Annotated in this window: 22 protein-coding genes and 1 tRNA gene; 7 read left to right on the top strand and 16 right to left on the bottom strand. The window is 49.7% G+C overall.

Annotation, left to right across the window (positions count from 1 at the left end):
* Positions 1-20: 20 nt before the first annotated feature.
* The 7 genes from accB to GS398_RS16855 form a co-directional block, all read right to left on the bottom strand.
* A complete protein-coding gene (gene accB / locus GS398_RS16825) occupies positions 21-491 on the bottom strand; it encodes an acetyl-CoA carboxylase biotin carboxyl carrier protein (RefSeq protein ID WP_160907983.1) in 471 nt (156 codons plus the stop codon).
* Between the two features lie 102 nt (positions 492-593).
* Positions 594-1,583 carry a beta-ketoacyl-ACP synthase III gene (locus GS398_RS16830; protein WP_160907984.1) on the bottom strand — a complete coding sequence of 330 codons (990 nt, stop codon included), beginning with the start codon at positions 1,581-1,583 and terminating at the stop codon, positions 594-596.
* A 15-nt stretch (positions 1,584-1,598) separates the two neighbouring features.
* Entirely contained in the window at positions 1,599-2,537 is a 939-nt protein-coding gene (plsX, locus tag GS398_RS16835; RefSeq protein WP_160907985.1) for a phosphate acyltransferase PlsX, read from the bottom strand.
* A gap of 60 nt (positions 2,538-2,597) precedes the next feature.
* On the bottom strand, positions 2,598-2,789 hold the full coding sequence (gene rpmF, locus GS398_RS16840; RefSeq protein ID WP_160907986.1) for a 50S ribosomal protein L32: 192 nt from the start codon (positions 2,787-2,789) through the stop codon (positions 2,598-2,600).
* A 10-nt stretch (positions 2,790-2,799) separates the two neighbouring features.
* On the bottom strand, positions 2,800-3,378 hold the full coding sequence (locus GS398_RS16845) for a YceD family protein (RefSeq protein ID WP_237488233.1): 579 nt from the start codon (positions 3,376-3,378) through the stop codon (positions 2,800-2,802).
* Between the two features lie 25 nt (positions 3,379-3,403).
* On the bottom strand, positions 3,404-5,320 hold the full coding sequence (locus GS398_RS16850) for a beta-N-acetylhexosaminidase (RefSeq protein ID WP_160907987.1): 1,917 nt from the start codon (positions 5,318-5,320) through the stop codon (positions 3,404-3,406).
* Between the two features lie 146 nt (positions 5,321-5,466).
* The gene (locus tag GS398_RS16855) at positions 5,467-6,993 is read right to left on the bottom strand and encodes an FAD-dependent oxidoreductase (protein WP_160907988.1); all 1,527 of its coding nucleotides are present in this window, start codon (positions 6,991-6,993) and stop codon (positions 5,467-5,469) included.
* Positions 6,994-7,238: 245 nt separating this feature from the next.
* Here GS398_RS16855 and GS398_RS16860 point away from each other — a divergent pair, with 245 nt between their 5' ends.
* Complete coding sequence (locus tag GS398_RS16860; RefSeq protein ID WP_160907989.1) at positions 7,239-9,440, top strand: glycoside hydrolase family protein; 2,202 nt, start codon at positions 7,239-7,241, stop codon at positions 9,438-9,440.
* A 77-nt stretch (positions 9,441-9,517) separates the two neighbouring features.
* Here the strand turns inward: GS398_RS16860 and GS398_RS16865 are convergent, their stop codons facing one another.
* Positions 9,518-9,691, bottom strand: coding sequence for a DUF3606 domain-containing protein (locus tag GS398_RS16865; protein ID WP_160907990.1), 174 nt, complete (start codon positions 9,689-9,691; stop codon positions 9,518-9,520).
* Positions 9,692-9,989: 298 nt separating this feature from the next.
* On the opposite strand from GS398_RS16865, the gene GS398_RS16870 reads away from it, so the two are divergent.
* The 4 genes from GS398_RS16870 to GS398_RS16885 all read left to right on the top strand — a co-directional run bounded on the left by GS398_RS16870 (position 9,990) and on the right by GS398_RS16885 (position 16,380).
* Positions 9,990-10,190: a hypothetical protein gene (locus GS398_RS16870; protein ID WP_202406112.1), complete on the top strand. Its 201-nt coding sequence runs from the start codon at positions 9,990-9,992 to the stop codon at positions 10,188-10,190.
* Positions 10,187-13,744, top strand: a complete 3,558-nt coding sequence (locus GS398_RS16875; RefSeq protein ID WP_160907991.1) for a sensor histidine kinase — start codon at positions 10,187-10,189, stop codon at positions 13,742-13,744. The genes GS398_RS16870 and GS398_RS16875 overlap by 4 nt, the downstream gene beginning before the upstream one ends.
* A gap of 83 nt (positions 13,745-13,827) precedes the next feature.
* The gene (locus GS398_RS22535) at positions 13,828-15,981 is read left to right on the top strand and encodes an ATP-binding protein (protein ID WP_237488234.1); all 2,154 of its coding nucleotides are present in this window, start codon (positions 13,828-13,830) and stop codon (positions 15,979-15,981) included.
* A 24-nt stretch (positions 15,982-16,005) separates the two neighbouring features.
* Positions 16,006-16,380 carry a response regulator gene (locus tag GS398_RS16885; protein ID WP_160907992.1) on the top strand — a complete coding sequence of 125 codons (375 nt, stop codon included), beginning with the start codon at positions 16,006-16,008 and terminating at the stop codon, positions 16,378-16,380.
* Positions 16,381-16,424: 44 nt separating this feature from the next.
* Here the strand turns inward: GS398_RS16885 and GS398_RS16890 are convergent, their stop codons facing one another.
* Positions 16,425-16,757, bottom strand: a complete 333-nt coding sequence (locus GS398_RS16890) for a winged helix-turn-helix transcriptional regulator (protein WP_237488235.1) — start codon at positions 16,755-16,757, stop codon at positions 16,425-16,427.
* A 128-nt stretch (positions 16,758-16,885) separates the two neighbouring features.
* Between GS398_RS16890 and GS398_RS16895 the strand changes: the two genes are divergently transcribed.
* Positions 16,886-17,641 (top strand): SDR family NAD(P)-dependent oxidoreductase, encoded by a 756-nt coding sequence (locus tag GS398_RS16895; protein ID WP_160907994.1) that lies wholly within the window; start codon positions 16,886-16,888, stop codon positions 17,639-17,641.
* A gap of 31 nt (positions 17,642-17,672) precedes the next feature.
* Complete coding sequence (locus GS398_RS16900) at positions 17,673-18,443, top strand: SDR family oxidoreductase (RefSeq protein ID WP_160907995.1); 771 nt, start codon at positions 17,673-17,675, stop codon at positions 18,441-18,443.
* Positions 18,444-18,491: 48 nt separating this feature from the next.
* Here GS398_RS16900 and GS398_RS16905 read toward each other — a convergent pair whose 3' ends face one another.
* From GS398_RS16905 to GS398_RS16935, 7 genes are all read right to left on the bottom strand, one after another.
* Positions 18,492-19,388, bottom strand: a complete 897-nt coding sequence (locus tag GS398_RS16905) for a helix-turn-helix domain-containing protein (RefSeq protein WP_160907996.1) — start codon at positions 19,386-19,388, stop codon at positions 18,492-18,494.
* Positions 19,389-19,450: 62 nt separating this feature from the next.
* Positions 19,451-20,455 (bottom strand): aldo/keto reductase, encoded by a 1,005-nt coding sequence (locus GS398_RS16910; RefSeq protein WP_160907997.1) that lies wholly within the window; start codon positions 20,453-20,455, stop codon positions 19,451-19,453.
* Positions 20,456-20,976: 521 nt separating this feature from the next.
* Positions 20,977-21,050 (bottom strand) — tRNA-Ala (locus tag GS398_RS16915).
* Between the two features lie 298 nt (positions 21,051-21,348).
* Complete coding sequence (locus GS398_RS16920; protein WP_160907998.1) at positions 21,349-21,576, bottom strand: hypothetical protein; 228 nt, start codon at positions 21,574-21,576, stop codon at positions 21,349-21,351.
* 297 nt (positions 21,577-21,873) lie between these two features.
* Positions 21,874-22,983: a lipid-A-disaccharide synthase gene (gene lpxB / locus GS398_RS16925; RefSeq protein ID WP_160907999.1), complete on the bottom strand. Its 1,110-nt coding sequence runs from the start codon at positions 22,981-22,983 to the stop codon at positions 21,874-21,876.
* A gap of 2 nt (positions 22,984-22,985) precedes the next feature.
* Entirely contained in the window at positions 22,986-23,756 is a 771-nt protein-coding gene (gene surE / locus GS398_RS16930; RefSeq protein ID WP_160908000.1) for a 5'/3'-nucleotidase SurE, read from the bottom strand.
* A 123-nt stretch (positions 23,757-23,879) separates the two neighbouring features.
* Positions 23,880-24,065: a CsbD family protein gene (locus tag GS398_RS16935; RefSeq protein WP_160908001.1), complete on the bottom strand. Its 186-nt coding sequence runs from the start codon at positions 24,063-24,065 to the stop codon at positions 23,880-23,882.
* Between the last annotated feature and the right edge of the window lie 32 nt (positions 24,066-24,097).

A 24,097-nucleotide genomic window follows, 5' to 3' on the forward strand; every position in this document is an offset into this window, starting at 1 on the left:
CGCACCGGAGTGATTGCTGATTATATAGGCTCGATCAGGAACAGGGGTTGATCGTATTCAACCGGGCTGGCGTTGTCGACCAGGACTTTTACCACGCGGCCAGAAAACTCAGCTTCGATCTCGTTGAAAAGTTTCATGGCCTCGATGATGCAAACCACATCACCGGCTTTGACCTCATCGCCCACGTTCACGAAGAGCGGCTTATCCGGCCCCGAAGAGCGGTAAAAAGTACCGATCATGGGAGATTTCAGTGTTACCAGGTTAGTAGGCTCTTCCGCCGTGGCGGCAGGCGCAGCAGCGGCCGGCGAAGCGGGGGCTGTTGCCGGAGCCGGGGCGTGGTAAGCAGGTGCCTGCGGAACAGTTGCCTGTACGTACGTTGGAGCCTGGTTCGTCTTTATAGTAATCTTAAAGTTCTCCTGCTCAATCGCAACTTCGTTTACGCCCGATTTGGAAACAAACTTGATAAGCTCCTGAATTTGTTTAATATCCATTTTTTCCGGTTTGATTATGTTTTGAAGAGTTCAAAAGTCGAAAATATAATCTCAAAACAGTGTATAAGGTTTTTACTTTTTTTGTATGTGTGCGTGCCGCGCTTAATACGCCCATTTGAGGTATACGGAGCCCCAGGTAAAACCGCCGCCAAATGCCGCAAGTATCAGGTTATCACCCTTTTTCAGGCGGCTTTCCCATTCCCACAAACAAAGCGGGATAGTGCCATTGGTGGTATTTCCGTAACGTTCGATATTGATCATCACTTTATCAGAGGTAACGCCGGTGCGGTTGGCCGTGGCATCGATAATACGTTTATTGGCCTGGTGAGGTACCAGCCACGCGATATCGTCTGAAGTAAGGTTGTTACGCTGCATGATCTCCGCAGCCACATCGGCCATATTGGTCACCGCAAATTTAAAAACCGTTTGTCCCTCCTGGTAGGCGAAATGCTCGTGGGCATCTATGGTTTCGTGCGAGGCCGGCTTAAGAGAGCCGCCCGCCTTCATGTTAAGGTATTGTGCACCTGAGCCGTCGCTTTTCAGGATCGAATCCATCACGCCGTAAGGTTCTTCGGAAGGCTCGAGCAAGGCTGCTCCGCAACCATCGCCAAAGATGATACAGGTGGTACGGTCTTCGTAGTTAATGATAGACGACATTTTATCGCCGCCCACTATCAGCACTTTTTTGTGCTTACCCGATTCGATGAACTGGGCGCCGGTAGTTAGCCCGAACAGGAAACCCGAGCAAGCGGCCTGCAGGTCGTATCCCCAGGCCTTGGTGGCGCCAATCTTGTGTGCAAGGATGTTCGCTGTCGCCGGAAAAGGCATATCTGGCGTAGAAGTGCAGAAGATGATGAGGTCGATCTCATCGGCAGTTATGCCGCGTTTTTTTAGCAACCCATTTACCGCTGGAACAGCCATGTCTGAAGTTGCCAGCCCCTCTCCCTTTAGTATCCTTCTTTCCCTGATCCCGGTACGGCTGAGGATCCATTCATCATTCGTATCCACCATGGCTTCCAGTTCATGGTTGGTGAGAATGTATTCAGGTGCGTACCCATTAACCGCTGTGATGGCAGCGAAAATTTTTTGCATACTGATCTTTTAGAATTAGTTGAAAGCCGCCGTGATCTTGTCAACCAGCTTTGACAGGATCATACTGCGGGATAAAAGGATCATATTTTTAATCGCTTCGGGATTTGAGATTCCGTGCCCGATGATCACCGGGGCATTCACGCCCAGGATAGGGCTGCCACCATACTGCTCATAGTTAAAGCGATCAAAGAACTCGTCCTTAAAGCCCTTTTTAAGCGTCAGGATATAAAAAGTTTCGGCCAGTTTTAACATTACGTTACCTGTAAAACCGTCGCAAACGACCACATCGGCTTTGCTGTTAAACAGGTCACGGCCCTCGATATTCCCGATAAAATTGTAAAGGTGTGTGTCCTTCATTACAGAATGAGTGGCCATCGAAAGCAGGTTTCCTTTTTCTTCCTCTTCACCGATGTTCATAAGGCCCACTTTGGGATTTTTAATATGCAGGATATTTTCTGCATACAAGCTTCCCAGGGCGCCGAACTGGAGGAGGTTATCGGGTTTGCAATCGGCGTTGGCACCAACATCGAGCATCAACCCGTAACCGGATTTAAGCTTGGGAACGATGGTAGCGAGTGCCGGCCGGATAATCCCCGGAATGGTTTTGATGCTGAACATGGCGCCAACCAGCATAGCACCGGTATTACCAGCAGAAGAAAACGAGTCAAGCTTCTTTTCTTTCAGCAGCCTAAAGCCCAGGCTGATACTTGAATTAGGCTTCTGTACGATGGCTTTGGTGGGATGCTCGCCCATACCGATCACGTCTGTGGTATGCACGAACTCAAACAGGTCGGGGTTAAAATCCTGTTCGGCAAAAAAAGGTAACGCCTGGTCCCTGTTGCCGATCAGGACGATGGCCTGGTCCTTTGACAATGCTTTATAAGCAGCTATAGCGCCCAAAACCGCTGCTTTGGGAGCGAAATCACCGCCCATAATATCTAAGCCGATCTTCATCAGGATAAAGATATAAGATATAAAAAGCCCGTACAAGGGCTTTTTATCGCTGAAGTTTCGTTATGCAACCGGAGCCGACTCAACAAGGATTTTTCCGTTGTAGTAAAGGTTACCGTCAACCTCGTACGCACGATGCGGAAGGTGCACAGTACCAGTGGTTTGGCAGGTGGTTAACGAAGGCATCTTCGCCTTGTCATGCGTTCTTCTCTTATCTCTCCTGGATTTGGATATTTTTCGTTTTGGGTGTGCCATTGTTCACTCTTTAGTTATTTTTTATCTTCTTCAGCGCTTCCCACCTTGGGTCGGCTGTATTTTCCGTTGTTTCGTCAGACTCTTCCTTCGGTGCCAGGCTCTCCAGCCGGCTGATCATTTCCTTGTCGCACCACTCGGTATTTCCTTCGTCTGCGCAGCGGTTTATATAAGGTACCGCTACGTTCACATACTCGTACAGGAGTGTAGAAATATCGATCTCATGATCATTCCTTCCCAGTATGATGATCTCGTCCATGTCATCCTCTTCGCTGCTGCCAAATTTAGCGATCTGCCTTTCAGCGATCTCTACCGGGTAAGGGTAATCCGCCAGGCACACATCGCAGCTCAGGAAAATGATTCCTTTTATCGTGAAAGATAAGATCAGCATGGTTTCCTGTTTCTCCATTTCCAGGAGAACGGTCAGTTTACCATTCTTCACCAGGGAGTATTCAAACTCTGCAAAGAAGCGCTCATCCAATTCGTACCCGAATTGGTGTTTACCAATCTTAAGACCTGTAAACGGAATGCGATATTGCTGCAACGATTTCAAAGCACGACAATTGAGCCTGCAAAGATAGAAATTTATCATATGCAGTGAAAGTTTTTTTTAAAGTCTACCGCTTGCCTGCGCGGGTCTCCATTTCGCGCACCGGCATGGTGATCATCCGGCCCACCGGCTCCTGGTCGCGGTAGGTGATCACTTTCAGCGTAGTGGCATCTTTTGGCGGCGTTAACGGGGCGGTGTACTTGGGATAAAACCTGTCGGGAAAAGTGTTATCGAACGTATAATATATTTCCAGCCCCTCTATTTCCGTAGCAAGCTGAATGCTGATCTGGCCGTTCGCCTCCTTTTTTGCCGAAAAGATAGGGTCATACATACTGCGCGAATATTTCACGTTCGCCTGGTCGAAGCGGTTAAAGTGATGCTCTACGCGCGATATGAAATTACCCCAGTTCTTCTTGTTTTTTGGCGACCAAACGGATTCGGCGATGGCCAAAGCCCGTGGCCAAATCATGTATTGCACCTGCCGGAAGTTATATACCTGCTCGGTCCATAGGTTTGCCTGCCCACCTTTAATATACTTTTCGTCGGCGCCTGCGGGTACCGGGTCAAACTGGTAAGCCTTGTTGAGCCGAAGGGAGGCGTAGATCACCGGCTCAACGATGGCGTCCCCCTGCATATAATCGAGGTAAGAATAGGCCGTGGGGCTCATCACCACATCATGCTGCATTTTGGTAGCTTCTATGGCTGCTTTATCCCCGCGCCAGGCCATTACCGCCGCACCGGGAGCCAGGCCTCCTTCGAGGATCTCGTCCCAGCCGATCACTTTCTTTCCCTTGGATTCCACGATCTTCACCACCCGCTTTTCGAAGTAGCTTTGTACTTCCTGCATGGTTTTCAGGTTCTCGCGCTGCATCAAGGCTTTTATGCTGTCACTCTTGGCCCAAAAGTTTTTTGCACATTCGTCGCCACCAACATGAATATATTCAAACGGGAATAATGTGGATAACTCACCAAATACTTTATCCAGGAAGTTATACACATTTTCATTGGCCGGGCAAAGCGTGTTATCCACACTGGCGAGGATCACTCCACCTCCTACCCAGTTCATAAAACCTGCTTCACCAGAATATACCTGGTAATTTACGGCATCCGCGGTACAGGAGAGCTCGGGATACGACGCCACCGCCGCCATGCTGTGGCCGGGGACATCGATCTCGGGAAGCACATTTACAAACCGCTCTTGGGCGTACCGCACCACTTCTTTGATGTCTTCCTGCGTGTAAAAGCCGCCCTGTGTACGGGGCTCATCGGGCATAGATGCGGAGAACGTTCCGAACTTGCCTACTTTGGGAACGTTCCACGCGCCCTTTTGGGTAAGGTTCGGCAAGCTCTTTATTTCTACGCGCCAGCCGGAATCGTCGGTAAGGTGCCAATGAAATACATTGTATTTATAACGGGCCATGCGGTCGATATACGCTTTCACTTCATCTTTGGTAAAAAAGTGACGGGCAACATCGAGCATCAATCCCCGCCAGGGGAAACGCGGGTAGTCGGTAATGGTTACGGCAGGTGCCTGCCATTTCACATGGCTTTTAACCAGGTCACTTTCAATCTCTTCGGGAAATAGCTGAAGCAGTGTTTGCGCTCCATAAAACAACCCGGCCGGTTCGTTGGCGGTGATGGTCGCCCCCTTTGGTGTTACCGAAAGATAATAGCCCTCAGGCCCGATCAGGGCATCAGCCTGTGAATTCAATACCAGGTTAATAACTGACGCGGGGCCATGAGCACCTACTTTAACCGGGTAACCGGTGGCTTTTACCAACCGCTGCTGCAAAAATGACGCAACGGATAGTACCGCCGGTTGTGAACCCGCTACGATTACCGTATTTTCCTGGAGCACGAAGCTTCCGGGAAGCTGCACCACCTTTACAGGCTGAGGGATAATAGAGATCGGTTCTGCGGCCGTTTGCGCGAAGACCGGGGAAGTGAACAACCAGCAAAAAAGCGCTGTTAATGCGTATTTCATAAGAGAGCGGGAAAAGTAAAACGGGAAAGTTACGCATTTTGGGCTTAAAACCCGGTTAGTTCGCCCATATTTTGAAAGGGATTATATAACCTGGTCGGGATCATATCCCGTATAGTTCATTTCAGCCTCTTTAAAACCGATCCTGTTTATGATTGTGTTATTGCAGCCAGGTCCCTGGTAGCCGGTCCGGTTAACACCTTGCCATCAATATCATAACGGGCGCCGTGACAAGGGCAATCCCAGCTTTTTTCTGCGCCGTTCCAGTTAACGATACATCCGGCATGAGTGCAGGTAGGATTAAGGGCATGAACTACGCCGTCTTCATCCCGGTATGCCGCGACCTTCTCCCCGTCTACTTCAACCAACTTGCCGGTGCCTGGTTTTAAACGCTTCAGCGAATCGGTTTCCCGGAAACTGAAACGATCAGCGACAAAGCGACGCACTACATCCGCGTTTTCTTTCACGAATTCGGTGAAACCCGCCATAGGTTTAATACGCGACGCATTAAAAAGACCGGCATACTTGTTTTCCCTGCCCGATACCAGGTCGGCGAGAATGCCGGCGGCGACACTGCCCAGCATCATGCCGTTGCCATTATAACCTGTAGCACAATAAATTCCTTTTTCTGCAAACGGCATTTGCCCGATGTACGGTAATCCGTCTACCGGCACATAATACTGGCTGGACCAGCGGTATTTGACCGAGGATATGTTATAATATTTCCGGGTATATTTTTCAAGGTCGGCAAATGACTTTTCCGGGTCTTCGTGACCAGTTTTATGATCGAGACCGCCCACCAATAAGAGCTCCTCCCCGTTGACGATGTGGCTCCGCACGTAATGATAAGGTTCCTGGGTATCGTAAATCAGTGCATCCGGGTATTTACCGCTTTTCAGTTTCACTGCCAGCACATAACTCCGGTAAGGTGCGCACTCGAAATTAAAAACATTAATATTGGGAGGCATGTGGGTGGCATAGATCATATTTTTGGCGCGGACACCGCCTGCAAGGTGAATCCCGTCCTCATATCCGGTCTGTTCGATCCTGGTATTCTCCAATAACCGCCCGCCCGCATCGAGGTAGGCGTGCTTCAGCGCCTGGAGGTATTTTAAAGGATGAAATTGTGCCTGACCGTCGAATAGTAACGCCTTTTTGTAGGGCACGGGGGTTGGCACTTCACTGGCATATTGTACCGCAACCCCGACTTTACCCGCGCCCTCATAAATATCGTCGAGCTGTTTTACTTCCTCGTCACTTTCGGCGTACACGTAGCCAGGCTTGCTTTCATAATCGCAATCGATCTCCAGGTCGTCCACATGACGCTTGATCATTGTCATTCCCTCAGCAATAGCATCAGCGAAAAGCTGTGCGCCTTCTTTACCAAATGCACTTTCAACTTCGTTAAACGTTGTATCTGCGAATGTGTTGATGTGCGCGCTGGTACCGCCGGTGGTGCCAAAACCTACGCCCCGGGCATCTGCCAATACGGTCTGCTTCCCGGCTTTTTGCAATAGCAGGGCAGCGGTAAGGCCTGTTATGCCGCCACCCACTATCAGGCAATCGTATACAAGGTTGTTGGTTGGCGTATTATCCGGTAGTGAAACATTTGGTTGATCCTGCCAGGGACTTAGATTCCCGCCGTCTCTCCCTGTCACAGTTTTATCGGTTTGCATAGGTTTTTGTTTGGGTAACCTGAGTATAACCAATTACATGCCAGCCTTTGTTTCTTAAACATTCCGCCCGGGAATAGTTAAGCGGTTATCCGGGGCTGTATTCTTAATGGTACACGGGCAATTTTAGCGTAGCGCTTTCCCGACACGTATAAATCCGGCTGGTCGGGGGGTATGTACTTAACCTGGCCGGGATTTAAACATTTAGCCGGCAAGGCCGTTTTATGTATCTGCTAACAAGCGCTGCTATGAACGACTTATCTCCCTGGGCGGCATCTGTAGAAGAGATCTTTGACGCCAATACTGCTCGTGAGCTGTATACTCACCTATTGGGAAGTTATAAAATTAAGGTTTACTGCATTACCAATACGCTATGGCTGAGAATTGAATGCCCGGGCGGTATGCTTGCTATCGTTCGCGCAGCCTATACGCCTACCGGATCGTTTAAGATCACTTTGCGGGAGAAAACGACCGAAGGGTTTCGGGTCAGGCTGAAATTTGCGACGGGCTTTTTCGAAACCACAATTAGTTTTCCGGGTGGGGAGTTCCCAATGGTTAGGTATACCACTTCTATGAAAACATTGGAAGGCCTTTACATTCCCTTCTCACCGCGCGACCTTGTGATTACAGATAATAAGGGCGCCAGGAACACCAGTAAAGGCCGGATCCAAATCACACAAACCGGCGCGCGCTCGGGTCTCCAATACCTCAGTTTAGATGAGCCTGCTTCCGGCAGCCTGCTCTATTTCCAGAACCTGACAGCGCTTAACGAGTATTGCCAGCTTACCGGGACCTCGGCCGGCGGAACGGTTGGAGGTAAATGGCCGGAGATCGGGTTTGCTTTGCCGTCCTCAATAGAGAAATCGATACCCAAAGGTAAAGAGCTGATCCTGTCAGATGCCATCCTGGCCCTCAGCCCGGAACTCCCTGTAAAAAACGCCGGCCTTGCGAAACAATTCCTGGACATGCTGGCGGCAGTGTATTTACATCTTCCTAAACCGGATACGCAAATGCATGACTGGCCCGGCATACTGCAAAAAGGGCTCAAAGACCTTGACAGTCCGGCGTGCTGGCTCCATCGTAAAGGACAGGACTACCTGAACGCTTACGTGTGTGATTACTCGACGCCACCGGAGCTGATGGTGCAAATGGCGGTACTTCTTCCGTTGGTAGACTATAAGATGTGGTCCGGCGAAGATATGCCGGTAATTAATACCATCCGGAAGGGTATGCCCACCTTTTACGACCAAAAGCTGAAAACCGTGACGCGTTTCTTGCCATCTATGGAGGGCGACCTCAGCCAGGAAGAGGAGCAGCTAAAACCCAAAGTAATGGACGCCTGGTACCTGCACCACCCGATGCTAAACCTATGCCGGATGGCGCTTCACGGGGATGACGTCGCAAAAGATCTTTTCCTGAAATCGCTGCCATTTACTATTAAAGTCGCTCATCATTTTAATTACCGGTGGCCGGTGTTCTACAATATGGAGACGCTTGAAGTGATTAAAGCCGAAACATCTCCCGAAAAAGGCGGCGAAAAAGACGTGGCAGGATTGTATGCGCTGGTGCTCCTTCATGCATGGCAGCTTACTAAAGAAAAGAAATACCTGAAAGAAGCGGAAAAAGCCGCAAAGACCCTTGAAGAAAAAGGTTTCGACCTCTTTTACCAGGGGAATAATACGGCCTTTTCGGCCAAGGCTTTGTTACAGCTATACCTGGAAACCGGGAACGAGAAATATCTCGACCTGAGCTATCTCTGCATTGCGGGGATCATGAAGAACGTACAGCTATGGGAATGCAATTACGGTTACGCAAAACATTATAATACGTTCTTCGGCGTCTTCCCGCTTAACGACGCTCCCTATACCGCCGCCTATGAAGAACAGGAAATCTTCGCTGCATTGCACGATTATTTGATCCAGGCGCAAACCGTGGACCTCAGGCCATCGGTAAAGCTCCTCCTTGCGGAGTTCATTCGTTTTCTTGTGCAGCGGGCTATGTTCTATTACCCGCCGAACTTGCCGGCCGAAATGCTTTCGGAAGAAGTGAAAATGGGAGAAGTAGACAAGAATCTCTGGATCGCGCTGGAAGACATCTATGATGGATGGGAAAAATCGGGACAGGTCGGCCAGGAGGTGTATGGCGCCGGCGTCGCATTCGGTATCGTTCCGAGGCATTACCACCAGGTTAAAGATCAACAGGTGCTCATCTATTGCGATTACCCGGTTTCGGGGTTCCGCAGCAAGGGCCGTAAGGCAACCTTCACTACGGGCGGCGACAGGCGTTTATCCTGCAGGATGGTGATCGTGGTGCAGGACGATAAAAAGATGCCGCATTTCAAGGTCGACGCCGGCGGGAGCGCATCGGGTGAGGTAACAGGCGTTCACCGCGCGGACCGGCAAATAGAATTCACGGTGCCCGGAAACCAGTATATAGAAATAACCTGGTAAACCGTCTAGATCAAATCTTGTTGGTGAAACAATTATCGCCGGATCCAAATACACCGAAGCCCCTTGCGGGGCTTTGGCTATTTTTTATTTTCGAGCTTTTTTTCTACCGCACTTCGTTTACCGGAACCAGCGGCCTTTTTAGCTGCCTGGACTTTCTCCGGCGTCGTGCTTTCTTTTTTCGCTTCGTATGCTAACTCGTGGGGTTGTTCAGATACTGAGTTTCTTTCCACTTTTGTTCCTCTTGTTGCCATGTTTTAAATTTTAGTAAATGTTGAAGAGATAACAACGTGAAGGCCAATTAAGTTTGAAAAAAGATGCAACCCGGGAAGCCGCTGAACGGATAGGCGCTTATCTTTTATATGGAGCCGGATCCCCGTCGCGAAGCTGAGAAATGGCAAAAAAATAATTCCCTGATTTCCGGATATCAATTTGCCGCGTCCAACTGTAACCTCAAAGCAGGCATCGGCCAATTCAGGGGAACATCTCTCCTATCGAATTTTATTTTTAGGCTATAATCTCGTAACCCACTGCCCCGCTCGCGACTGATGTATGGCCAGGAATCCTTTATGCACTACCGAGCTGCTGGGAAAGATCTTTCAGCCGTTCTTTACCACCAGGCCAACCGGGCAGGATACTGGCCCCGGGCTTTCTATTAGTTATGACATCATCGTAAACGGGCATAACGGCGGGTTCAGCGTGGTTGCCGGGGAAAATAACTACACCGGGTTCACCCTAACGTTACCTGTATGAAATGGATAGTTTATCGTCTTACTCCCCCTCATCGATCTATGAATACCGGGCGGTTTGTAATCCTCTCCCTTTTAACGGCCTTCATGGCGGCAACCGTGCATGCGCAGGAACCGCGCTTTGAACCTCTTACGGTAGAACAGGGCTTGCCCACCGACGCAATCGCCGGGGCATTCCAGGACAAACGCGGTTATATCTGGATCTGCACCGACGGCGGCGTTGCTCGCTACGACGGGTACATCCTAAAAAAGTACCTGTTTAAAACCGCTTCCGGCCAGCCGCTTCGTTCGGATATGACGCTCGCCATGCTGGAGGATAATGCCGGAACGATCTGGGCGGGCACCTGGCATGACGGTCTTTTCCGGTACGTACCGGAACGCGACGAGTTCGTACAAGCCGTCACCCGCCGTCGGGGCAAACCAGGCGGACTGCCGACGGACGACATTCATCATATCACCGATGCCGGTCAAAAGCGGCTGTGGATCCACACCTATGATCACGATCGTGAACGCGGATACATGAGCCTGTACGACACCGGTTCCGGCCGGATACGAAACTTCTCATTCGGTACGAATAGTATCGGCTACCCGATCAATACCTATTATGACCCATCGCATGCGTTATGGTTCCAGGGCTTGTCAGGGCTTTATATGTACGACCGGTCGGCAAATAGATTCCTCCAGTACCCGATAGGTTCACCTGATACGTCGGGTATGCCTTATAACCCGGTCATCTACCAGCAACCTTCCAGGAAACAGGTACTTTGGCTCTCCTACCGCTCAGGACCCCTGATACTTAACCGCTTCGATACCGGGAACAGGCGCTACCGCTCATACCGGCTGCCAGGTCCGGAAGCACGTTCCAACAGCGCCTGCAGCTTCCTGGAGGACAGGAACGGCCGGCTATGGATGGGCGGAAGCGCCGGCCTGTTCTATTTCGACGAGCAACATGACAAGTTCATTTCTTATCCCCTGCCCGCAGGCGCAAAGGACGGTACAACAAGTATCAGCAGTATTACCGCCGACAAAAGTGGTATGATATGGATCTCCGGAAACACGGGGCTTTACACACTGGATCCAGTTACCGGGAAACTCAGACAGCTGAGCGATGCCCGGGCTGATGGGAAGGCCGTAGACAGGATAACGACCTTTGGAGGCACCGCCCTTGTTGACCGGAACGGCGGTTTCTGGCTGGAGGGGCGGGGAGGTCTTTACCGGTTAAAGGAAGGATCGCAGGCATTCAGACTATATGAAAAAAGCGCGCCTTCGGAGAAGCCATGGGGCCGGGTTTATGATATTCTTCAGGTTTCGGACAGCAGCTGTCTCGTTGCCACGGCGACCGGCCTGTATACCTGGAATACAAAGGCCGACCAGTTCACAGCCTATCGCCCTTCCGGGCAGGAACAACTTCAGCCCCTGGTGTTTTATAGTCTTGCAATGGATAAAAACGGATGGGTCTGGGGATCAGCGAATTCGAACGGAGACGTTATCATCGCCTTCAGGCCCTACAGGGGCCGGCCCCGCATTTACCGGAACGCTCCCGGTGATCCGTGGAGCGTCCCGTACCACGGGCTGTCTCTCGTTTACATCGACCCGAAGAACGAGGTTTGGATAGGAACTACGAACGACGGCCTGGTACGGTACGACCGTGCCCGCGATCACTTTATCCGGTACCCCACCGCTGTCCTGCAGGAAACCGGCACCAGTATGCTGAACGACGAGCATGTTTATTCCCTGTATAAAGACCGGCGGGGCACGCTTTGGGTCGGTTGTTATAACCAGGGCCTGAGCAGGCTCGACGAGAAGTCGGGTCGTTTTACGCCATATAACTTCCGGGGAATGGAAAAAATTTCGTCCATGCTCGAGGATTCTAAAGGGCGGTTTTGGGTGGGATCGGCGCTATACGGTCTGCACCTGTTCGACCGGGCGAAAGGAACATCGCGCCTGTTCACCGAAAAAGACGGGCTTTTATCGAACGGCGTGCTCCACATCCGCGAAGACCCGAAGGGCTTATTGTGGATCGCCACAAACCGCGGCCTGTGCTGCCTGGACCCGCAGTCGTTCACATTCCGTCCGGTGACCAGCGACCACGGGTTGCCGGAAAACGTGCTCACACACGATGTTGCCGAATCCCTGCCCGACGGGCGCATGGCGATCAGCAGCGCAAGCGGGTTTATTACCTTTAACCCCGGCAAGTTACGGGTGAACCGTGTCCCGCCGCAGGTAGTGCTCGAGTCGGTTTCTTACTATGCCGGGTCTTCCAAAGGCACAGCGACCCGGGAGTCGACTCTCGTGGCTTACGGAAACAAGCAGCTGGCCTTCAGATACGATGAGAACCGGTTAACCTTTCATTATACGGCCCTGCATTTCAAGAATCCCCGGCTCAACCAGTACGCTTACCGGCTCGATGGGTACGACCGTTCGTGGATCCCTGCAGGCGGGCAACGATCGGCGGTATATACCAGTCTTTCGCCCGGGACGTATGTGTTCCGTGTAAAGGCAGCGAACGCAGATGGTGTTTGGAGCCCCGGCGATGCCAGCATCACCCTGGTAATCTCCCCTCCCTGGTGGCGAACCTGGTGGGCTTATTGCGGGTATACGATCCTGTTTATTGCCGCCACTTGGGCGTTCATCGAGCATCGCTCGCGTTCCGTTCGCAGGAGAAACCGGGAACTGGAAGAAAACGTGAACTTGCGTACGGCGGAACTGAACCGCTCCCTCGAAAAGCTGAAATCCACACAGGCCCAGCTCATCCAATCCGAAAAGATGGCGTCGCTGGGTGAGCTTACCGCCGGTATCGCCCATGAGATACAGAACCCGCTCAACTTCGTAAACAACTTCTCCGAAGTGAGCCACGAGCTGGTGGGGGAGCTAAAGGAAGAAATAAGAAATGGAGAATGGGAGACGGTGGCGGAAATAGCCGATGATATCGGAACAAACCTGGAAAAGATCGTCCACCACGGCAAGCGGGCCGATGGTATCGTTAAAGGCATGCTGGAGCACAGCCGCGCTTCTACGGGCGAGAAAGAATTTACCGACATCAATAAGCTGACCGATGAGTATTTGCGGCTGGCATACCACGGTATCCGCGCTAAGGACAAGAGTTTCAACGCCGAACTGGTAACGGACTTCGATAAGGCGCTGCCCAAAGCCGGGATCGTACCGCAGGATATCGGCCGCGTGCTGCTGAACCTGCTGAACAACGCATTCCAGGCGGTACAGGAACGGGGCAGAAAGGAAGGCGCTGATTTCAAACCAAAAGTAACCGTAGTTACCTGCGGCAGCGCCGATGAGATCGAAATACAGATCTCCGACAACGGCCCGGGCATTCCTGAGCCGATCAGGCAGAAGATCTTCCAGCCGTTTTTCACTACCAAGCCTACCGGCGAGGGGACCGGGCTCGGCTTATCCCTGAGTTACGATATAGTGGCCGCTCACCATGGGAAAATGGAAATGCGCGCTCTCGCTTCGGATGGCGGGGAAGACCCGGACCGCCGAACGACGTTTATCGTCCGGTTACCCGTAAATTCAAGCAACCGAAATAATCAAACCGTATGAAAGATACTGTTGCCGATAACGGGTCGCACACAGCCGCTCTCTTTACCAAACAAGTAACCTTATTCCAATTAACCTAAAGCAGGATGAAAAAGAATTCACTGCGCTGCTTTTGGAGCTTTCTCCTCGCTGCAGCGGCTTTCTCCCAGTCCCGGGCGCAGGTTATTGATTACCGGGCCATGCCCAAAGACGGCATCACCCTCGATACCGGCTGGCGGTTCAGCTCCGCAGATAACCCCGCTTTTCGCCTACCCCGCTTTAACGATGCGACCTGGGATACCATTCGCCCCACCAACTATTTATCTGCTTATCCCCGGCTCAAAAACCTGAAGATCGGCTGGCTCCGCTTACACTTCAGGGTCAGCGATACGCTGGCTGCACAAACCCTGTTGCTCACTGTTGAGCATTGCGGCGCCTCGGAGATCTACCTGGACGGCCGCTTGCTGCAACGGCACGGCAAGCTCAATACCGGCCCCGCGACGCTCGACGCTACCGGCCTGAATATGCCGCCGGACGGAATTCGCCTGTTGCCCGGGCAAGAGCATCTGCTGGCTATCCGCTTCGCGATGCATCCGCGTGCGTTCTGGTATCCGAATACCTATGAGGTGCTTTTTGCCCGGATAACGGGAACGTTGAAGTATCACGATTACCTGGTCTACCAGACGACCCGGACGTTTTTGTATGGCTCCCTGTTTTTTGTATTTCTCCTGCTAAGTCTGCTGCACATCGCGTTTTACGGCTATAACCGGGCGCAACGGGCCAACTTGTTTTTCGCCGTTTATGCCATGTTCATGATGGTCGGTTTCCTGGCGGTAAAATTAATAGCCGACGTACAGGACGCCGCCCTGGCTATACTGGTATATACAGTGGCTAATTCCTTCACGTTGATCGGCGGCGTCTGGATCGTTTACGCCCTGTATGTGCTGTTTAATTTCCGGATAAATAAAATGATCGTGATCCTCCTATGGACTATTGTCTTTACCGGCCTTATCATGGGGCTTTTCCTTCCCGGGAGGCTCAGTATATGGGGGTTTATACTCGGCACGGTAGGCCCCGCCGTCACTCAGCTATGGATCACCGGCAAGGCGCTTAAACAAAAGAAACGCGGAGCAGGCATCATCGCGGTCGGGTTCGCATTATGTATCCTGGCGGCAGTGGCCGCCTTCGGCGTTATGTCGCAGGCAGCCGGTTCCAGTGCCTCCATTATCCAGATGACCCTGCTCTTCCTCACCTTCCTGGCGCCCGGGTTGGGCATCTCCATGTACCTGGCGCGCGAATTCGCCCTCGACAGCCAGTTGCTCCAGGAAAAGCTGGTCCAGGTAGAATCGCTCTCGGCGCAAAGCCTTCGGCAGGAACAGGAGAAACAACAGTTACTGGCCACTCAAAACGAAACATTGGAAAAACTAGTCGCCGAACGCACCGCTCAACTCAATTATTCGCTCGGGCACCTGCAAGCCACGCAAAACCAGCTGATACAGGCGGAGAAAATGGCTTCGCTCGGTGAGCTGACGGCCGGCATCGCCCACGAGATACAGAACCCGCTGAACTTCGTGAATAATTTTTCGGAGGTAAGCAGGGAACTGGTGGATGAGCTGAAAGAGGAAATAGAGAAGGCGGAATGGAACATAGTGTCGGAGATCGCCGATGACATCGGAACGAACCTGGAAAAGATCGCCCATCACGGGAAACGGGCCGATAACATCGTCAAAGGCATGTTACAGCATTCGCGGGCAAGTTCCGGTCAAAAAGAGGCGACAGATATGAATGCTTTAACGGATGAATACCTTCTGCTAAGCTATCATGGCCTCAGGTCGAAGGATCAATCATTCAACACGGAATTGGTGACCGACTTCGACCCGGCATTGCCGGAAGCTGACGTAGTGCCGCAGGATATCGGCCGCGTACTCCTCAACGTGTTCAACAACGCGTTTCAAGCGGTGCAGGAGCGGGCCGGGAGGGAGAACAGGGATTTCAAGCCCAGGGTGACAGTAGTTACATCCGGGACGACCGATGCGATTGAGATACGGGTCACAGACAACGGTCCCGGCATTCCGGAACAGGTCAGGCATAAAATCTTCCAGCCGTTCTTCACCACCAAACCTACCGGCCAAGGAACGGGACTCGGCCTGTCGCTGAGTTACGACATTGTAGCTGCCCACAACGGAAAAATGGAGGTACTTTCCCCGGCCGATGGCCCGGAACCGGGAACTACATTCATTATCAAGTTACCATTAAAATGACGAACCATTTATATTTAATAAAATATGATAAAAATCCTAGTTGTCGACGATGAAGCGGACGTACAGCCGCTCTTTTTACAACGTTTCCGGAGAGAGATCCGGGAGCATAAAATTGACCTCTCTTTCGCGCTTTCAGGGGAGGAAGCCCTGAAATTCCTCGACCATCATGCTTCCGGCATGGTATTGATCTTGTCGGATATCAACATGCCCGGCATGAGCGGCCTCGAACTGCTGGACCGGATCCGACAGAAATTCCCGGTACCGCCGCCCCTGATTATGATGATCACCGCCTATGGCGACGACGATAACCGGCAGTATGCGATTTCGCATGGCGCCAATGATTTTCTTACTAAGCCATTGGATTTTAACTTGCTGAAGGAGAAGCTGCAAGCAATATGAATTTCTACTTGATGCGCAACTTCCCGGACTGATCCCCTTCTGTCCTAATTTTTCCCGGTAATTTCCTTTCGGTGCGCTATTCCCCAATCCGTCAGATTGTTAATGATGGTCTGTAACGTTTTGCCGTGTTTGGTAAGCTCGTACTGAACAGTTACAGGTTGCGTGTCTAAAACGGTTCGTTTTACCAACTTGTTTAGTTCCAGCTCCTTTAATTCCTTGCTCAGCATTTTGTTCGAAATACCGGTCACATCATTCAGAATATCAGAAAATCTTCTCTTGTTATAATGACAGATAGAAGAGATGATATAGATCTTCCATTTCCCGTTCAGCACGTCCATTGCATCGTGAACAGCCATCATCTCTTTTTTGCGATCCATTTGAAATTCTTTTTCACACTCCATAGGTTACTTCGTTACTTCGGGGTTACTGTTACTTTTTGACACAAAGTAACTAAAATATATTTACCTGGTCTACCTTTGCAGCTCAATAATTCAATATATACAGAATGAGTAAGCTAAAAAACAAGGTGGCCATAGTAACAGGGGCATCAAAAGGAATAGGCGCATCGATTGCCAGGTATTTTGCGGCAGAAGGGGCAAAAGTTGTGGTAAATTACGCATCGAGCAAAGAAGGCGCAGACAAAGTGGTGAAAGCCATAACGGATAACGGCGGCACCGCTATTTCGGTACAGGGTGATGTGTCGAAAGGAGCTGATGTAACCAGGCTGTTCGAAGAAACGAAGCATGCTTTCGGTACGCTGGATATCCTGGTAAATAATGCGGGCATCTACCAGTACGCGCCGGTAGAGCAAGTGACGGAAGCATCTTTCCACCAACAATTCAACATCAATGTTTTGGGATCTTTACTTGCCATCCAGGCGGCTTTAGCACTGTTTGGTGATCAGGGCGGAACTATCATTAATATCAGTTCAGAGGCAGGTAAAACGCCTCTCCCGACGGGCTCGGTATACTCTGCCACTAAAGCGGCATTAGATGCCATTACCATTTCCTTGTCGAAGGAATTCAGCGGAAAAAATATTCGGATCAATTCTATCCTGCCAGGCGTTGTAGAAACCGAGGGCTCGCATAGTGCAGGTTTTATCGGCAGCGATGCAGAAACAAAACTGGTTGCCAATACCCCGCTTGGCCGCACTGGTCAGCCAGAAGATATTGCGAAAGTGGCGGTATTTCTTGCTTCGGATGATGCAGCCTGGATCACGGGAGAGAAGATATCCGTTTCAGGCGGTATTTACGGAATTTAAGATATATACAAGATTTGTAAAGCACAGAAACATGAGTAAGTTAAAAAACAAAGTAGCCCTAATAACGGGGGGTAATAGCGGTATTGGATTCGGTATCGCAGAAGCCTTCCGAAACGAGGGTGCGATCGGTACGATCACCGGAAGAAACCAGGAAACGCTGGACCGGTCCGTTCAGGAGCTCGGAACAGCCTTTACAGGCATTAACGGCGACGTAACGAAGATGGAAGACCTGGAACGGATCTTCAAAGACACCTTTGACAGGTTTGGCAGGATCGATACGTTGGTCGTTAATGCGGGCGGCATCGTGGATGGTATTCCCATGGCTGCCATTGCTGGTGTTACGGAAGAAAATTATGACCGGTATATGGACCTGAATTTAAAAAGCGCCTACTTCACCGTTCAGAAAGCGCTTCCCTATCTGAACGATGGAGCCTCTATTATTCTTATTGGATCGAGTGCTGCGCACCGTGCCGCACCGGGAATGACGATATATGGGGCCGCTAAAGCTGCGGTCATATCATTGGCTAAAGGATTATCGCTTGATCTGTTAGAAAGGAAGATCAGGGTGAACACACTGTCGCCCGGGTCTATTGATACACCGGTATTCGGTAAAATAGTACCGCAGGATCAGGTAGAACAGGTTAAACAAGTTTGGAAAGACCTCATACCTATAGGCCGGATGGGGCTGCCCTCTGATATGGGTAAAGCAGCGGTTCTCCTTGCTTCTGACGACTCTTCCTTTATTGTGGGCACGGAAATCCTTTCAGACGGGGGTATGACAGCTATCAGCCTGATGAAATAGTAAAGGGTGAAAGTTAGAAGACGAAGGCTATTAACCGTTTGGTACCGTTCAGTTAAAAGTTTGCCGAAATTCAAAGGGCGACATTTTTGTTTTCTTTTTAAAAAGTGTACTGAATGACTGGGCATATTCGAAACCGAGTGCGTAAGCAATTTCACTAACGGACAAGCTGGTGGCAGAAAGCTTTTCCTTGGCTTTTTCAATCAGCTTTTCGTGGATATGTTGCTGTGTGTTTTGCCCGGTGTGCACGCGCAGCATATCGCTCAGGTAATTTGGTGAAAGATTCATGAGGCCGGCAACGTGATGGACCGTTAGGAGGCGGCGCGGCGCGTCATTATTCGTATCAAAATAGTTCTCTACGATCTGCTCAAATTTAGCAAGCAATTGATGGTTGTTGTTCTTCCTGGTAATAAATTGCCGCTCATAAAAACGTTTGGAGTAGTTAAGCAGCAATTCAACTTGCGATAGAATTATTTCCTGGGTATGTTTATCGATATGCAGGCATTCTTTGTCGATCTTGTTCAGTATACCGATAAGATCATGTTCTTCTTCGGCGGAAAGATGTAAGGCCTCGTTGACCGCGTAAGAGAAAAACCCATAATTGTTAATAGTGCTTGCTAATGCATGACTGAGCAAAAAATCCGGATGAAAAATCAGCAGGTAGCCTGATCCGCATTCCAAATTCTGCAGATCCAGGTACTGCACCTGGTTGGGCGCGGTGAAGCTTAATACGCCCTTATCGTAATCATAGTGTTGCTGGCCATATTTTATTTTGCCCTTTGCTTCTCTTTTTAAGGCTATACAATAGAACCGGTTAACGAAGCCTTTCCACACATCATCCTCCAGGAAAATGCTTTCGGCCAGGTTAATAACGCTCACCAGCGGATGACGGGGTTCGGGCAAAGACAATAACCGGTGAAATTCTGAAACAGACCTGATGGCATTCATAAACCTTATGGTTGGTAAACTAAGTGGCTGCATTTTTAAAAAATGCAGCCGTCCAAAGATAGTTAATCAATGAGTTCCATACTAAAATCATCATATGGCTTACCGGTATCCATACCTAACGGCACAATGCTTTCCAGTTTGGAAAGGTCTGCTTCGCTTAATTGAATAGCGGTGGCAGCTATGTTTTGCTCCAAATATTTTCTCCGTTTGGTACCGGGAATAGGCAGAATACCCTTGCTCATGATCCATGCTAATGCCAACTGAGAAGGAGTGATGGTTTTCTCTTCGGCTAAAGTTTCAATGGCTTTAACTAATTCTAAATTTTTATAGAAATGAGCTTCCTGGAAGCGAGGGATCGCCCGGCGAAAATCATTCTCGGGTAAATCATCAATGGAGCGGATCTGGCCGGATAAAAATCCGCGGCCCAGCGGCGAGTAAGCCACGAACCCGACACCAAGCTCATGTAAGGTTTGCAGTACACCCCGTTCTTCTACGGTGCGCTCAAATAAAGAGTATTCGCTTTGAACTGCCGTAATCGGATGTACCGCATGCGCTCTTTTTATGGTATCTGAAGATACTTCTGATAAACCGAGATAGCCGACTTTGCCTTCCCTCACCAGCTCGCTCATCGCATCAACCGTTTCTTCGATGGGGGTAGTTTTATCAAGGCGGTGCAGGTAATACAAATCGATATAATCGGTGTTAAGATTCTTTAGCGAGCGCTCCGCCGCTTTTTTCACATAGTCCTTTTTTCCATTAATGGCCCAGGTCACCTTATTATTATCGTCTATTTCCCAACCGAATTTAGTGGCGATAATGTATTTATTGCGATTGCCCGCAATAGCTTTTGCAATAAGCTGCTCATTTTTTACAGGGCCATAGAGGTCTGCCGTGTCCAAAAAGTTACCGCCTGATTCAAGCGATCGGTGAATCGTGGCAATGGCTTCCTGCTCATCTGCCTTTCCATACATGTCGCCTTCTTCAAAGCCGGTCATACCCATGCAACCCAAACCTATGTTCGGAACGATCAGGCCTTGACTGCCTAATGTTACTTTCCTTATTTCCATATTACTGTTTTTATCACATCAAAGTTCGGTAACACGAGCAAGATGGCTGTATGCAAAGCCCGGAAGCATGTATGCAAATCGAGGGTATGTTAACGCGATGGTGGATAATTCCTCCCCGTTAGCCGTGATCATGGCAGGATTGCTGGCAGGCAGCCATTGTTTTAACAGAAGCCAACCTACGTTGTAAGTGAATATTTCGAAAGGTATTGATCGTTGTATCTGTCAGAACATAAATAGCGTTCTATGGATCGCATTTTTAAACCGTTTTGGGATCAAGGTGAATTTCTGGGAGTAGATTTGGCTGTCAGCTATGAGCATTCAGCCTGTAAGTATACCTCATAAGATAAGTAATTGACGTTGACCTATTTCTGAGTAGTATTCCAGGTTTGACAGTGTAATTAAAGCTGATCGCTGAAAGCTAATAGCTCCCAAACTTTTAAGCCTGATCCCCGTTTTGAATCACTTTTGGAGTTACTAAAAAAAGGCACTTACCAGTATATGTAAGTGCCTAATTACCAGTGTGGAGAATATCGGAGTCGAACCGATGACCTCTTGCATGCCATGCAAGCGCTCTAGCCAGCTGAGCTAATCCCCCGGTTGGGGTGCAAAACTACCAAAACTTCTGATACCCGCAAAAAAGATTGAAAATTTAGTAGCGGCCCGTAATTTGCTTTATAAAAGTACAAGCATAAAGCACATCCTATGATTATTCGTTTACAAAATCCCTTCAACGCTCTTAGCAGGCCAAAAACTCATCAAATTGAGGTAGAAAAGGCGCCTTTGTCTGCCGAAGAGCGGGTAAAATCAGATCGCCTTGTAACTGTGCTGCTGTTAACGCTGGTATTGGTGGGAACAGTGGTGTATCAAATATTATACTCCTTGTAGGTTTTTCCTTACACTCTGTATCTCAGTGATATAGAGTTACCGATAGCTTTGATCGCCTCCCCTAGTATCGAAGCTGCACCATCCTTTTGGATCCAGCCGTGTTTTTCTTTACAAAGCGTCACTGTTCCTTCAGGTACAAGCACCTGCAGTTCAGGGACGTCTCCTGTTAAGTTGGCCTGTACGATGCGGTATTGGTAACGTGACTGGTTAAATGTGACGGTAAAGATCTGCCCCATAAGTTTTAGGTTTATGACTGTGAACAATAAAAAGTACTGATTGTTTTAAAAAGAAAAGCTCCTGATGGGCAGGAGCTAATCAAACTAACCAATTATAAACCTAATTAAGGGAATTTCTTACTATATATTTAAAAAGATATACAAATGTAGCTAAAACGATCACATTTCTTTCAGCTAAATGTAATATTATTAAAATAATATCAATACACATGCCAAAATCAAGCGAAATCGAAATTTAATAATCGTTTTAGCCAAATAAAAATTCAAAAGCCGGTGCAATTAAGCGCGTATTTTATCTTATTTAGCCAAGTATTGCGCCATAAGTGTGGCCGCGTGGGCAGAAGCGCCCGGTTTTCCCATCAAATTTGCCAGTTCCTTGTATTCCGCTAACATTTTTATGCGTGAAGGCTCATTTTTTAATAGTTTCTTCATCTCTGCGGCAATTGCTGACGGGTTACAGTCTCCCTGGATCAGTTCTTTTACAACTTCGCGGTCCATAATGAGATTAACCAGGGAAATAAATCGTGTGCGTATCAAAAAACGGGCAATTCCAATGGTCAGGCTGTTGCCTTTATAGACCACTACCTGCGGAACTTTTAGCAGGGCGGTTTCCAGCGTGGCTGTCCCTGAAGTTACCAGGGCACATTCGGCATGGCTGAGCAGGTCGTAGGTATGATCGAAAACCACGGGGATGCTGGCGTCACCCATGTATTGAAGGTAATATTCCCGGTTAAAATTTGGTGCCCCGGCTATCACTGGCCGGTACCCGGGAAATTGCCTGGCAGCCCCGATCATATCCGGCAGGATCCGGCTGATCTCCTGCTTCCTGCTTCCCGGGAGGAGCGCGATAACGGGATGGCCTTCCAGCTTATTTTCTTCCCTGAAATTTTGCTGCGGCACATGTGATGCGATGGCGTCGAGCAGCGGATTACCGATATAATCGACCTCCATTCCCCATTTACGGTAAAAGTCCACTTCAAACGGAAGAATGCAGAACATGCGGTCGACTAAGCGTTTGATCCTCAGCACGCGTTTTTGGTTCCAGGCCCATACTTTAGGTGAAATATAATAGAACACCGGGATCTTATGTGCTTTTGCGAACCCTGCCACCTGCAGGTTAAAGCCCGGGAAATCCACCAGGATAAGCACATCCGGCTGGTATGCCAGGAGGTCTTTCTTAGCCAGTTTCAGATTTTTGGCGATCGTATTCAGGTTCGTTATTACCTCTACAAATCCCATAAACGCCATACCTGAGATATGCAGCACCAATTCGCCGCCTTCTGCCTTCATCTTATCACCGCCGAAATACCTGAAAGAAGCCCCGGGGTCCTCTTTCTTCAGGGCGGCCATCAGGTTTGCACCGTGCAGGTCACCTGACGCTTCACCAGCGATGAGATAGTATTTCATGATCAGTTAAACTTCCAGGAGTTTAGTATGGTGATGGCGTGGTGTGCCGTGAGGTCAAACTGCACCGGGACGACCGATGCGAAATGATGGTCGAGTGCCCACACGTCGGTATCCTCTCCGTTGTCATTGGCCTGGAACTTACCGGTAAGCCAGTAGTAGTTCCGGTTGTGCGGGTCCTGGCGCTCATCAAATTCTTCCGCGTATTTGGCATTTGCCTGCCGGCAGATCTTGATCCCTTTGATCGTGGTCACCTTGGGAAAATTCACGTTGAGCAGTGTCCCGATGGGCAGGCCATGTTCGAGTACCAACTCAGCGGTTTTCTTCACCCAGGGCAGGCACTGCGAAAAATCGGCATCATAGGTAAAATCATCGTAGGAATACCCGATGGAAGGAATGCTTTCGATAGCGCCTTCTACCGCGGCAGACATGGTGCCGGAGTAGATCACGTTAATGGAATGGTTCAGACCGTGGTTGATGCCCGATACGCACAGGTCAGGCTTACGACCTTTAAACACCTGGTTAACCGCAAGCTTTACACAATCGGCAGGGGTACCGGAGGTTTTATACATTTCTACGTCGGGGTAGATATTCACCTTATCCAGGCGAAGCGGTTTGGCAATGGTGATGGCGTGCCCCATGCCCGATTGTGGTCCGTCTGGCGCCACTACCACTACCTTGCCGAGGGTTTTCATCACCCCGATGAGTGCGCGGATACCTGGTGCGTCGATGCCATCGTCATTCACTACCAGTATGTTGGGTTTTTCCTTTTTCATCGGGACGAAAATACAGGTTAAAGATGAAAGAGGGAAATAGGTAACGGCATAGAAAGCAGAAAGCCCAAAGTATAGCGCACTTTACAATGCTTTATACTTTGAGCTTTCTGCCTGGAGCTTAAGTTACAGGCTTTTCAGCCAGTCGATCACTTCGTCCCGGGTCTTACCGGTCTTCTGCTGCAGCCGTCCGTATAATTCGTCATCCTTCCCTTCTTCGTGCTGCAGATCGTCGTCCGTGAAATCACCGTATGCCTGTTTAACTTTGCCTTTCAGCTCGTTCCATTTGCCTTTCAATTCTAACTTATCCATGGTTTTCTGTTTTAATACCAAACGCATGGGCT

It is taken from the genome of Hufsiella ginkgonis, assembly GCF_009834915.1.
Lineage (GTDB): Bacteria > Bacteroidota > Bacteroidia > Sphingobacteriales > Sphingobacteriaceae > Hufsiella > Hufsiella ginkgonis.

What these genes read in the sequence shown, in the direction of transcription:
- accB (WP_160907983.1), bottom strand. Translation starts at nt 491, where the DNA reads ATGGATATTAAACAAATTCAGGAGCTTATCAAGTTTGTTTCCAAATCG.
- GS398_RS16830 (WP_160907984.1), bottom strand. Translation starts at nt 1,583, where the DNA reads ATGCAAAAAATTTTCGCTGCCATCACAGCGGTTAATGGGTACGCACCT.
- plsX (WP_160907985.1), bottom strand. Translation starts at nt 2,537, where the DNA reads ATGAAGATCGGCTTAGATATTATGGGCGGTGATTTCGCTCCCAAAGCA.
- rpmF (WP_160907986.1), bottom strand. Translation starts at nt 2,789, where the DNA reads ATGGCACACCCAAAACGAAAAATATCCAAATCCAGGAGAGATAAGAGA.
- GS398_RS16845 (WP_237488233.1), bottom strand. Translation starts at nt 3,378, where the DNA reads ATGATAAATTTCTATCTTTGCAGGCTCAATTGTCGTGCTTTGAAATCG.
- GS398_RS16850 (WP_160907987.1), bottom strand. Translation starts at nt 5,320, where the DNA reads ATGAAATACGCATTAACAGCGCTTTTTTGCTGGTTGTTCACTTCCCCG.
- GS398_RS16855 (WP_160907988.1), bottom strand. Translation starts at nt 6,993, where the DNA reads ATGCAAACCGATAAAACTGTGACAGGGAGAGACGGCGGGAATCTAAGT.
- GS398_RS16860 (WP_160907989.1), top strand. Translation starts at nt 7,239, where the DNA reads ATGAACGACTTATCTCCCTGGGCGGCATCTGTAGAAGAGATCTTTGAC.
- GS398_RS16865 (WP_160907990.1), bottom strand. Translation starts at nt 9,691, where the DNA reads ATGGCAACAAGAGGAACAAAAGTGGAAAGAAACTCAGTATCTGAACAA.
- GS398_RS16870 (WP_202406112.1), top strand. Translation starts at nt 9,990, where the DNA reads ATGGCCAGGAATCCTTTATGCACTACCGAGCTGCTGGGAAAGATCTTT.
- GS398_RS16875 (WP_160907991.1), top strand. Translation starts at nt 10,187, where the DNA reads ATGAAATGGATAGTTTATCGTCTTACTCCCCCTCATCGATCTATGAAT.
- GS398_RS22535 (WP_237488234.1), top strand. Translation starts at nt 13,828, where the DNA reads ATGAAAAAGAATTCACTGCGCTGCTTTTGGAGCTTTCTCCTCGCTGCA.
- GS398_RS16885 (WP_160907992.1), top strand. Translation starts at nt 16,006, where the DNA reads ATGATAAAAATCCTAGTTGTCGACGATGAAGCGGACGTACAGCCGCTC.
- GS398_RS16890 (WP_237488235.1), bottom strand. Translation starts at nt 16,757, where the DNA reads ATGGATCGCAAAAAAGAGATGATGGCTGTTCACGATGCAATGGACGTG.
- GS398_RS16895 (WP_160907994.1), top strand. Translation starts at nt 16,886, where the DNA reads ATGAGTAAGCTAAAAAACAAGGTGGCCATAGTAACAGGGGCATCAAAA.
- GS398_RS16900 (WP_160907995.1), top strand. Translation starts at nt 17,673, where the DNA reads ATGAGTAAGTTAAAAAACAAAGTAGCCCTAATAACGGGGGGTAATAGC.
- GS398_RS16905 (WP_160907996.1), bottom strand. Translation starts at nt 19,388, where the DNA reads ATGAATGCCATCAGGTCTGTTTCAGAATTTCACCGGTTATTGTCTTTG.
- GS398_RS16910 (WP_160907997.1), bottom strand. Translation starts at nt 20,455, where the DNA reads ATGGAAATAAGGAAAGTAACATTAGGCAGTCAAGGCCTGATCGTTCCG.
- GS398_RS16920 (WP_160907998.1), bottom strand. Translation starts at nt 21,576, where the DNA reads ATGGGGCAGATCTTTACCGTCACATTTAACCAGTCACGTTACCAATAC.
- lpxB (WP_160907999.1), bottom strand. Translation starts at nt 22,983, where the DNA reads ATGAAATACTATCTCATCGCTGGTGAAGCGTCAGGTGACCTGCACGGT.
- surE (WP_160908000.1), bottom strand. Translation starts at nt 23,756, where the DNA reads ATGAAAAAGGAAAAACCCAACATACTGGTAGTGAATGACGATGGCATC.
- GS398_RS16935 (WP_160908001.1), bottom strand. Translation starts at nt 24,065, where the DNA reads ATGGATAAGTTAGAATTGAAAGGCAAATGGAACGAGCTGAAAGGCAAA.